Here is a 10284-nt window from a genome sequence, read left to right as displayed (position 1 = left end):
ATTTCCCAGTATGTAAGACCCCTTGTAGACGACGAGGTTGATAGGTTCGAGGTGGAAGTGCGGCAACGTATGCAGCTGACGAATACTAATCGGTCGAGGGCTTAACCTAATATAGGGATCTTTAATCGTAGATTAAAGTCTCTCTGCTATCCTAAGTAGCATACTTTACGTGAATTTCGTATCTAGTTTTCAAGGAATAAAACCTTGAAAGATTCATTGTTCCTATTCCCTGATAGCTCAGTTGGTAGAGCACTCGACTGTTAATCGAGTTGTCACAGGTTCGAGTCCTGTTCGGGGAGCCATATGGAGAGGTGTCCGAGCTGGCCGAAGGAGCACGATTGGAAATCGTGTAGGCGTCACAAGCGTCTCGAGGGTTCGAATCCCTCTCTCTCCGCCATAATCTTTCTAGTAAGGCCCGTTGGTCAAGTGGTTAAGACACCTCCCTTTCACGGAGGTAACAGGGGTTCGAGTCCCCTACGGGTCACCATTTTTACTTCCCATGGAGGCTTAGCTCAGCTGGGAGAGCATCTGCCTTACAAGCAGAGGGTCGGCGGTTCGATCCCGTCAGCCTCCATCATTTTTCCTAATGCAAGACTTGATTTAATAGGAAACGTGACTTATACTTAATGACGCGGGGTGGAGCAGCCCGGTAGCTCGTCGGGCTCATAACCCGAAGGCCGCAGGTTCAAATCCTGCCCCCGCAACCAAATAATGAATGTGGAGCTGTGGTGTAGTGGCCTAACATGCCTGCCTGTCACGCAGGAGACCGCGGGTTCGAATCCCGTCAGCTCCGCCATTATCACATTCATCGCAGTAAGGCTTTGTAGCTCAGTCGGTAGAGCAGAGGACTGAAAATCCTCGTGTCGGCGGTTCGATTCCGTCCAAAGCCACCATTTTTAACTAAATAAGCCGTTGTAGCTCAACTGGTAGAGCAACTGACTTGTAATCAGTAGGTTGGGGGTTCAAGTCCTCTCGACGGCACCATTGCTTTGTGGAGGCTTAGTGAAGTGGCTAAACACGGCAGACTGTAAATCTGCTCTCTTCGAGTTCGGTGGTTCGAATCCATCAGCCTCCATTTCTTTTATGCAGGGGCATAGTTTAAGGGTAGAACAAAGGTCTCCAAAACCTTTGGTGTGGGTTCAATTCCTGCTGCCCCTGCCAAACATGCAAGAAACCTAATATTGTGGCGGTCGTGGCGAAGGGGTTAACGCACCGGTTTGTGGATCCGGCATTCGCGGGTTCAAGTCCCGTCGTCCGCCCATTATTACCAAAGCAACATAATGGGGATTAGCCAAGCGGTAAGGCAACGGACTTTGACTCCGTCATGCCAAGGTTCAAATCCTTGATCCCCAGTTTTATATGCGGAAGTGGCTCAGCGGTAGAGCATCGCCTTGCCAAGGCGAGGGTCGCGGGTTCGATCCCCGTCTTCCGCTCCATTATTACTAAGGCGCCATAGCCAAGTGGTAAGGCAGAGCTCTGCAAAAGCTTTACCCCCAGTTCGAATCTGGGTGGCGCCTCCACAATCTTATTAGCCGGAGTGGCGGAATCGGCAGACGCACAGGACTTAAAATCCTGCGGTAGGTGACTACCGTACCAGTTCAAGTCTGGTCTTCGGCACCATTGTTTTACAAGTTTATGCCGGCATGGCGGAATGGCAGACGCGCTCGACTCAAAATCGAGTCCGAAAGGGTGGAGGTTCGAGTCCTCTTGCCGGTATAATGAAAAAGAAGCCTGTGAAATCATTTGATTTCATGGGCTTTTTTGTATTTACTTCATGATAGACGACTCTGGCCAAACATTGTATCTATAATGCTATGTACATGTGTTTCACGGATAGTAAAATAAGAAAAGGATGTTTACAATGAATGATCATACCCTAAATGACAGATGAGGCGGGGAATCCTTTTGAATATAGTAAATTCAGTAAGGTTTAAAATTTTTATTGGGTTTGCGTTGGTGGTAGCTCCTTTAGTTTTGTTCCTAGCCTTTAACAATGTGTACTCCATGAATGTGGTAAGAGATCAAATATCACAGAACTATAACAAGCTCCTGCAGCAATATGTGGAGGACACCGATAATACGCTCAAAGAATTCGATAATTATTTATTTCATCTATATAGTGATCCAGATGTTATCAATATGAACTTGTACCCGTTGGAATCGGATGATTATGTTCTAGCGAAGCAACGGTTATTCAATAAGTTAACTCGACAGTTGGATATATACAACTTGGTAAATACCTTTTTTGTATTTTCAGCTACGACGGGTGATCTGTTGCTGTCGACGAGAGAGAATACGTATTACTATGATCGCGTTCAGACAGTGAAAGAATTTATCGTAGATAATACGAAAACACGTCCAAATGATAGTTCCAACGGCAACTGGCTTATTATGAAAGCATCGAATGGTGATCATTATTTGATGAAAATAAATAAGGATTTAGGGGCAGGTCTGTCGGGTGGCATTCTTATTAAAATGAGCAGCATGGTTGAACCGCTTAGCAAATGGGACACCGGCGAAGGCGGAGGAACTACTGTGGTGTCTCCTGAGGGGACTACCTTAACAAACACCTATTTCCCTTTGCAGAGATATCAGAATATCAGCGATCAAATAGCGCCCAAAAACTCAGGCTTTCAAATCGTGAAAGATAAGGAGTTGAATCAGCAGTTTTTGATTGTACGTGAAGCCTCCACACATGCTGATTTGGAATTTGAGCTCATTATTGCTGAGAAAAATATGCTTAAGAATTTACCGTATTTGCAGCTGTTGATTTACTTTTTGCCATTAGGCGGAGCCTTCGTTCTTGGCATTTATTTGTTGTATGTCCAGCGCATCCTTTTCAAACCATTGATGCAATTAATTCGTGGGATGCGGAAGATTGCGCAAGGGGAATTGTCGACACGGCTGCATGAGGGCAGCTCGACAGAATTCGCCTTCCTGATCGCGACGTTTAACAACATGGTGGATCAGATTGAGAATTTGAAAATCTCGGTGTATGAGGAGAAGATCCGTGTTCAGCAGGCGGAATTTAAGCATTTGCAGGTGCAGATAAATCCCCATTTCTATATGAATAGTCTAAATATTATTTATAACCTCGCGGCGTTAAAGGATACGAAGTCAGTTCAGAAGATGTCCTTGCATCTGGCGGATTATTTCCGTTTTATTATGCGTACGAATCGCACGACGATGACACTGAAGGATGAAATCGATCATATACGGAATTATTTGGAGATTCAGGTTATGCGATATCCAGATCATTTGACTTTTGATATCCAATTGCCCGAGAGATACAGTCAGTATGCGATTCCGCCACTCATTGTTCAGCCATTTGTAGAGAATGCAGTGATTCATGGTTTTACAAAAAAATATGGAACCTATGTAATTCAAGTGAAAGCTGAGCAGGATTCAGAAGCACCTGAGGAATTTTTCATCTTGTCAATCAGTGATAACGGGGAGGGCTTTCAACCGGAAATGCTGCAGCAATTGAATTCAGCTCAGTATTTGGACCAATCAGGTGATGAGCATCTCGGGATTTGGAATGTACGACATCGGTTGCAGATGAACTATGGAAACAAAGTTGCACTGAGATTCATGAATAAGCCGGACAGAGGGGCTATGGTTCAAATCAGACTGCCGCTTCATACCGCCGTTGTGGAAGGGATGGATAAAGATGTATAATCTTTTAGTTGTAGACGATGAGAAGATTGCGGTTAAAGGTATAACGGTGGGGATCGACTGGGGAACGTTTCCGATTGGTCACATTTTTGAAGCGTTGGATGTAAGTGAAGCGAAAGAGATCCTATCACAGAATCGCATTGATATTATGATTTCGGATATAGAAATGCCTGGCGCCAATGGTTTGCAGCTCCAAGAGTGGGTACGGACGAATTCACCGCAAACAGAGACAATTTTCCTGACAGGTCATGCGAACTTCGAATATGCCAGGCAGGCTGTTCGTTTAGGAAGCTTCGATTATGTGCTGAAGCCGGTGGATCACGATCGGTTGCAAGACATTGTGAAGCTGGCCATCGCGAAGATCAAAGAGGATCAGGAGCATTTGGATTTTCATGAAACGTATAAAATGTATTATAGTCACTGGGTTAATGAGCTTCCGACTTTGGTGGAGAAGTTCTGGCAGGAGCTGCTAAGCGGGAAAATACCAGCAAATGAGGAGAGGTTAACACGTAATTTTCAGATGTATGAAATCCCATTGGAAATGACCCACACGATTTTACCTATCTTAATTAGTGTGGAACACTGGAAGGAAGAGCTCAACGCGAGAGACGAAGAGATTATGGAGTATGCGATTCGAAAAGCTGCTGCGGAAATCATTATTGTGGATCAGGCAGGTTGTGTGATTCAGGAGAACGGCTCATCCTTAGTTCTGCTCTATGTAGCTAAAGGAATTCAGCCATCCCTAACTGAAATTAAAGCAAAGTGTGAGGCTTATATTAGTGCTTGTCATCGCTATTTTCAGTGCAGCTTGTCCTGTTATGTAGGTGAGGAAAGTTCTTTGCTTAAACTAACGGCGAAGGTTGCGGATCTGTTTCAAAATGAGCGAAACAACGTGACGAAAAGCAATTGTGTCCTTATGGTCAGTGAGATGGATCAGCCGCATCTGAATAAGCCGCAAGCACCAACCTTTTCCGATTGGATCGTGTTATTAGAGTCTGGAAAGAAGGCAGAACTGGTAGCTCGCATTCAAGAGAATATTGATCGTCTGCAGAAGTCGGATGATGTAGGCTCTGAAACCGTAGAGGCTTTCTACTATGGTCTGCTGCATGTGGTGTATCATGTTTTGCACAAAAAAGGATTAACGGTTCATGATATGCTGCCTCATCAAGATTTGCAGGATTATAGCAATGCGACACGCTCCTTAAATCAGCTTAGAAACTGGGCTGTGCGCATCGCGCAAATAAGCTGTGACTATATGAATAGCCATCTGAAAGGCGTTTCGGCTGTTACAGCGAAGGTATGTCAGTATATTGATGAGCATATGGAAGAAGAGCTTAGTAGAGAGGAATTGGCGGCCTCCGTATATCTCAATCCGGCCTATTTATCACGTTTATTTAAGAAGGAAACAGGGCTTTCCATTTCGGAGTATAGCCTAAAGGTTCGAATGGAGAAAGCGATGAAGCTGCTAGCGGAAACAAATGATAAAATCAGCTATGTGGCGGAGCAAACGGGCTATTCCCATTTTTCCTTTTTCGCGAAAATGTTCAAGAAGTATTCTGGTCTTTCACCGCAAGAGTATCGGAAAAACTTTCAGGGCTGAAAAGGATTGAAAGAAAGATCAAACATAACTGACAAGAAGCTGCCCTTTGAAAGGGCGGCTTTTGTGCTTTATGCAGCATATATACGAGCATTATCGACAGTTACTCTCGAATGTCACAGAAGTGCTTATTCGGTCACTACGCAGATAGAGATTTATTTCCAAACAATTTACAATGAACCTATAACAGAGAGGCAAGCGGATGGATTGGAAAGGGGAGCATAATAGAAGATGAACGAACCATCAAATACGGCAGCGCAAGCAGCCCCTATACGTACTACAAAAAGTCGAATTCACGTCAAAGTAAGCTTTCTATGGACAGTACGCAAGTATTGGATATTCTACGTAATGATGGCGCCAGCAGCACTATTGTTAATCATCAACAACTACATTCCAATGGCTGGCGTTCTGATCGCTTTCAAAAATGTGAACTACACGAAGGGAATATTAGCAAGTCCTTGGGTTGGCTTCGATAACTTCAAGTATTTATTCTCCAGTGAGGTTGCGTGGGTCATTACTCGGAATACGATCTCTTATAATCTGGTGTTTATCGTATTGAACTTAGTGATAGCAGTCGCGATGGCCATTATGTTCAATGAGATGCGCAGTAAATTCTTATCCAAGTTCCATCAAAGTACGATGTTCCTACCGTTCTTTCTGTCCATGGTGTGTGTGGCTTACCTGGTATATGCTTTCTTAGGAGCAGAGCATGGCTTTGTGAATACGGTGCTCCTGCCTAAATTAGGTTTTGAACCGATTGACTGGTATACGGAGCCGAAGTATTGGACAGTTATCCTGCCGATCGTGAATACATGGAAAAACCTTGGTTACTATACCGTCATCTACATGGCGGCCATTATTGGTATTGATCATGAGTATTATGAAGCAGCTTTAATTGACGGAGCGAATAAGTGGCAACAAGTGAAACGGATTACGATTCCGCTGATCATGCCAGTTATGATTACGATGACACTTCTGCAGGTAGGTAGAATTTTCTATGCAGATTTCGGCTTGTTCTTCCAAGTAACTAAGAATGCAGGTGCGTTATTTCCGACGACACAAGTTATTGATACCTATGTGTATCAAACGTTCCTAACGATGGGGGATATCGGAATGTCATCGGCAGCAGGGTTGTATCAAGCAGTAGTAGGCTTCCTACTAGTTCTAGTTACGAATTTATTTGTCAGAAAAGTGAGCAAAGAGAATGCATTATTTTAAGAAGGAGTGGCTGTCGTGAGTGAAGCAATGACTGTACGCAAACAACAACAGCGGATAGCCAAGAAGCGAGGACCGAACGATTTATCACCTACAGCAAATATGTTGGTTAACGTATTCTTCTGGATTTATACCGCAGCATGTATAATGCCTCTTATATTAGTCATTATTGTATCCTTTTCCGATGAAAAGGGAGTTCTGATTCATGGCTACAATTTTATCCCGGAAGCTTGGAGTTTGGAAGCCTATAAGTTCATGTTTAAGGATTGGCATCAAATCTTACGCTCCTTCGGGATCTCAGTCTTCTTAGCAACGGTGGGAACAGCGATTAGTTTAGTCATGATGTCGCTATACGCGTACCCCATTTCGCGAAGTGATTTTCCACATAAAAGTTTCTTCTCCTTCTTCATGTTCTTTACCATGTTGTTCAATGGAGGACTCGTTCCTTGGTATCTGGTCTATACGCAGATGCTGGACTTGAAAAATACGATTGCAGCGCTCATGCTGCCCCTACTCGTATCCGCTTTCTTCGTACTCCTGCTGCGGACGTTCTTTGCTAATTCGATCCCGATGCCATTAATTGAAGCAGCTAAGATTGATGGAGCGGGTGAGATTCGGATTTTCAGTCAAATTATTATTCCACTCTCCTTACCTGTATTGGCTTCGGTTGGTTTGTTCCAGGTGCTGAACTATTGGAATGACTGGTTCCTCAGTCTGGTGTTCATATCAGGCAGTAAAAACATCAATCTGCAGTTCATGATGTACAAAACGATGCTGGATATTCAATTTCTGACATCTAACGTGCAGGCAAGTCAAGGTTTATCACAAGCAGGGGGCATGCTGCAGCTGCCAACGGAAACGGTGCGCATGGCGATGGCTGTACTCGGTATAGGCCCGATCGTGTTCGCGTATCCCTTTTTCCAGAAGTACTTTAAGAAGGGCTTAACGGTTGGCGCAATAAAAGGTTAGTTGGATACGGCTTGTACCAGTTATGACTGGTTTAGCATAATAGGAATAATTGAGATAAAAGGGAGGCAATCCATCAATGAAAGCTTTGAAAAAAAGCACTTTTGCACTTCTTACCCTATCGTTTTCGTTATCACTCACTTTGGCGGGCTGTTCAAAGAGTACACCAGAGCCTACAACAAGTGCTACAGCAGCACCGGCAACAAGTACGGCACCTGCCGCAACGAAAGCAGCAACGACAGACCTGAAACCTTATGAAGTGAAGTTAGTCTACCCTGGTACGCCGCAACCGGATCAAGCTAAAGTCGAAGATGCGATGAACAAGGTTTTGAAAGAAAAAATTAATGCAACGATTAAATTAATGCCAATCGACTGGGGTCAATGGGATAACAAAACGAATTTAATGATCGCTTCCCGTGAAGAGTTCGATATCCTTTTCACAGCACAATGGAATGGTCACGCTGTCAATGTGGGTAAAGGTGCATTAATGCCGCTGAATGATCTGATTGGGCAATATGGAAAAGGTATTACGGATTCCTTAGACCCAGCTTTCCTTCAAGGCGCTAAAATCAATGGTAAAAACTATGGTGTACCTACGAATAAAGAACTCGCAGCTTCAGGCGGCATCGTGTATCGTTCCGATATCGCGAAAGAGCTAGGCATTGATATGGGCACTGTTAAAACGATGGCGGATCTAGGCAATGTTCTTAAAACCGTGAAAGAGAAAAAGCCTGAAATGACAGCTTTCTTCCTTCGCGACGGGGATAACCTGAATGCGCATTATTTGGCACAGTATGACTACCTAGGGGATAGCACAATTCCAGGTGTGATTATGAAGGATGGCACGGATACGAAGGTTATTCCGAAATGGGATCAACCGCGTTACAAGGAAATTTTGAAATTAACACGTGATTTTATGCAAAAAGGGTATATCAATAAAGATGCGGCTACAACGCAATTGTCAGGTCAAGATGCATTGAAATCTGGTAATGTGTTCATGATTACGTCTTCATTAAAACCAGGTAAAGATAGTGAATTAGCTAATGCAACTAACTTGGTCGGCAAGCTTGGACAAATCGAGCTTACACCACGTACGATTTCTACTGGCGACACGGCAGGTTCCATGTTAGGAATTTCGGTAACTTCTAAGGATCCAGCTCGTACGATGATGGTCATTAACCTTTTGCACACGGATAAACAATTGAACAACTTAATTAACTTCGGTATTGAAGGAACGCACTACACGAAGGTGTCTGACAACATTATTAAAGCTACTGATGCAGGTAAAAACTATGCGCCGGGTGCTGCTTGGCAGTTCGGTAACCAATTCTTGAACTACTTGTATGACAATGAAGATCCGAAGAAATGGGATAAATTCAAAGAATTCAACTCATCAGGTAAGAAATCCCCTGGTCTTGGCTTTACGTTCGACTCCGAGCCTGTTAAAACGCAAGTGGCAGCGGCAGTAAACGTAGGCAAAGAATTCGATGCGGCGATGGACACGGGTTCGGTCGATATGGATGCTTCCTTACCAAAATATCAAGATAAAATGAAAGCAGCAGGCATCGATAAAATTATTGCTGAAAAGCAAAAACAATTGGATGCCTTCTTAGCAGCCTCGAAGAAATAAGTTATTGTATGTATAAGGGGATAAGGAGCCAAGCTCAGATGAGCTATGGCTCCTTATTTGTGTTTCTAAACATGTATAACTAATTACCAAGCATAAGTCATCGTTACAATTACAAGCAATACGAACAAGACAAGAATTGCAGCAGCAGAAGTTCCACCACCACAACCTGCACCAGTACCTACAGCAACACCCATTTATGTCACCCCCCTTTCAAGGAATGCTCTTCCGCAGAAGCGAATGAGAGACAATACTATCCTATGGAGAGATGTCACGCTTTGATTGGGTGTTTCGCCTAATTCTGTAGGGACAACCCCCATTTTTGGGCATGAGCCTGTTTTTGGGAAAAAGGTGGCGAGAAGTTGAACAAGTGACAGGAGCCTTCCATATGGTAGAAAAAGAACGTAATGCCATTGCGGAGGTGTAAGGGCTATCGATTACTTGGATATGTTAGCGAAGCTCGGGATAGGAAACGCACATCCCGGGGGATTTGGAGAGACCATTGAGCAACTGAAGAGATATCCGATTGAACGAGGGAAAAAAGTGCTGGAGGTTGGCTGCGGAACAGGTAGAACGGCGTGTTATTTGGCAGAGCAGGGTTGTGATGTCACCGCTATTGATATCCGTCCAGAAATGATTAATAAAGCCAAGATTCGAGCGGAAAAGCAGGGGACTCTGGTGAACTTCTTGATAGGGGATGTATGTCAGCTGCCATTCGAGGCGAATACGTTCGATGTTGTGATGGTAGAATCCGTCACGAACTTTGCAGATGCGCAGAAAGCCGTATCGGAGTATTACCGGGTATTACGACCAGAAGGCAAACTGTACGACAGAGAAGTAATTAAAGTAAAAGACATGACAACAGGCATTCATAGGGCGCTTTGCAGCTTCTATGGGGTGAGTAAGATTTATAAGCTGGAAGAATGGCAAGAGTTACTGGAAAGTAATCAATTCCGTTCCGTCGCCTCGACAGGGATTCACCCTTTTCCATTGACGATGTTTGAAGATCAAGTTCAGCACCCAGATCCTGTTCATTTGTCTGATCGACAATCCTTTATGGATCCACGTGTGTGGCAAATCACGGCTAGATATGATGAGCTTGTCAGTAAATATCATCCTTATATGGGTTATACCTTAATGATGGGCACTAAGCTCTAAGCGATAAGGACACAATAAGAAGCAGGATATTGAATCCTTCACGGCG

7 protein-coding genes, 16 tRNA genes and 1 rRNA gene are annotated in these 10284 nt (G+C 44.0%); 23 read left to right on the top strand and 1 reads right to left on the bottom strand.

The window, feature by feature from the left end:
- The 22 genes from AC58QT_RS23795 to AC58QT_RS23690 all read left to right on the top strand — a co-directional run.
- Window positions 1-109 (top strand): 23S ribosomal RNA (locus tag AC58QT_RS23795); the annotation flags it as partial.
- Between the two features lie 117 nt (window positions 110-226).
- A tRNA-Asn gene (locus AC58QT_RS23790) sits at window positions 227-302 on the top strand.
- A 3-nt stretch (window positions 303-305) separates the two neighbouring features.
- Window positions 306-397: transfer RNA gene (locus tag AC58QT_RS23785), tRNA-Ser, on the top strand.
- 15 nt (window positions 398-412) lie between these two features.
- Window positions 413-487: transfer RNA gene (locus tag AC58QT_RS23780), tRNA-Glu, on the top strand.
- A 14-nt stretch (window positions 488-501) separates the two neighbouring features.
- A tRNA-Val gene (locus AC58QT_RS23775) sits at window positions 502-574 on the top strand.
- Between the two features lie 56 nt (window positions 575-630).
- Window positions 631-707, top strand: a tRNA-Met gene (locus AC58QT_RS23770).
- A gap of 12 nt (window positions 708-719) precedes the next feature.
- A tRNA-Asp gene (locus AC58QT_RS23765) sits at window positions 720-796 on the top strand.
- 21 nt (window positions 797-817) lie between these two features.
- Window positions 818-893 (top strand) — tRNA-Phe (locus AC58QT_RS23760).
- 15 nt (window positions 894-908) lie between these two features.
- Window positions 909-984 (top strand) — tRNA-Thr (locus AC58QT_RS23755).
- 9 nt (window positions 985-993) lie between these two features.
- A tRNA-Tyr gene (locus AC58QT_RS23750) sits at window positions 994-1075 on the top strand.
- Between the two features lie 12 nt (window positions 1076-1087).
- Window positions 1088-1161, top strand: a tRNA-Trp gene (locus tag AC58QT_RS23745).
- A gap of 25 nt (window positions 1162-1186) precedes the next feature.
- A tRNA-His gene (locus tag AC58QT_RS23740) sits at window positions 1187-1259 on the top strand.
- Between the two features lie 22 nt (window positions 1260-1281).
- Window positions 1282-1353 (top strand) — tRNA-Gln (locus AC58QT_RS23735).
- An 8-nt stretch (window positions 1354-1361) separates the two neighbouring features.
- A tRNA-Gly gene (locus AC58QT_RS23730) sits at window positions 1362-1436 on the top strand.
- Window positions 1437-1446: 10 nt separating this feature from the next.
- Window positions 1447-1520 (top strand) — tRNA-Cys (locus AC58QT_RS23725).
- Between the two features lie 11 nt (window positions 1521-1531).
- Window positions 1532-1620 (top strand) — tRNA-Leu (locus AC58QT_RS23720).
- Between the two features lie 17 nt (window positions 1621-1637).
- A tRNA-Leu gene (locus AC58QT_RS23715) sits at window positions 1638-1716 on the top strand.
- Between the two features lie 189 nt (window positions 1717-1905).
- Window positions 1906-3678, top strand: coding sequence for a sensor histidine kinase (locus AC58QT_RS23710; RefSeq protein ID WP_497411178.1), 1773 nt, complete (start codon window positions 1906-1908; stop codon window positions 3676-3678).
- Entirely contained in the window at window positions 3671-5275 is a 1605-nt protein-coding gene (locus AC58QT_RS23705; protein ID WP_497411177.1) for a response regulator, read from the top strand. The genes AC58QT_RS23710 and AC58QT_RS23705 overlap by 8 nt, the downstream gene beginning before the upstream one ends.
- A 228-nt stretch (window positions 5276-5503) precedes the next feature.
- Window positions 5504-6490: an ABC transporter permease gene (locus AC58QT_RS23700; RefSeq protein WP_497411176.1), complete on the top strand. Its 987-nt coding sequence runs from the start codon at window positions 5504-5506 to the stop codon at window positions 6488-6490.
- A gap of 15 nt (window positions 6491-6505) precedes the next feature.
- Window positions 6506-7456 carry a carbohydrate ABC transporter permease gene (locus tag AC58QT_RS23695; RefSeq protein ID WP_310501642.1) on the top strand — a complete coding sequence of 317 codons (951 nt, stop codon included), beginning with the start codon at window positions 6506-6508 and terminating at the stop codon, window positions 7454-7456.
- A gap of 76 nt (window positions 7457-7532) precedes the next feature.
- Window positions 7533-9083, top strand: a complete 1551-nt coding sequence (locus AC58QT_RS23690; protein WP_497411175.1) for an ABC transporter substrate-binding protein — start codon at window positions 7533-7535, stop codon at window positions 9081-9083.
- 83 nt (window positions 9084-9166) lie between these two features.
- Here AC58QT_RS23690 and yjcZ read toward each other — a convergent pair whose 3' ends face one another.
- Window positions 9167-9277: a sporulation protein YjcZ gene (gene yjcZ, locus AC58QT_RS23685; RefSeq protein ID WP_310501640.1), complete on the bottom strand. Its 111-nt coding sequence runs from the start codon at window positions 9275-9277 to the stop codon at window positions 9167-9169.
- A 250-nt stretch (window positions 9278-9527) separates the two neighbouring features.
- Here yjcZ and AC58QT_RS23680 point away from each other — a divergent pair, with 250 nt between their 5' ends.
- Window positions 9528-10238: a class I SAM-dependent methyltransferase gene (locus tag AC58QT_RS23680; protein WP_497411184.1), complete on the top strand. Its 711-nt coding sequence runs from the start codon at window positions 9528-9530 to the stop codon at window positions 10236-10238.
- Window positions 10239-10284: the final 46 nt, after the last annotated feature.

This window comes from Paenibacillus sp. J31R109, from assembly GCF_059692055.1.
The sequence above is the reverse complement of the archived record's forward strand: the minus strand, read 5'-3'. Positions and strand labels throughout refer to the sequence as shown.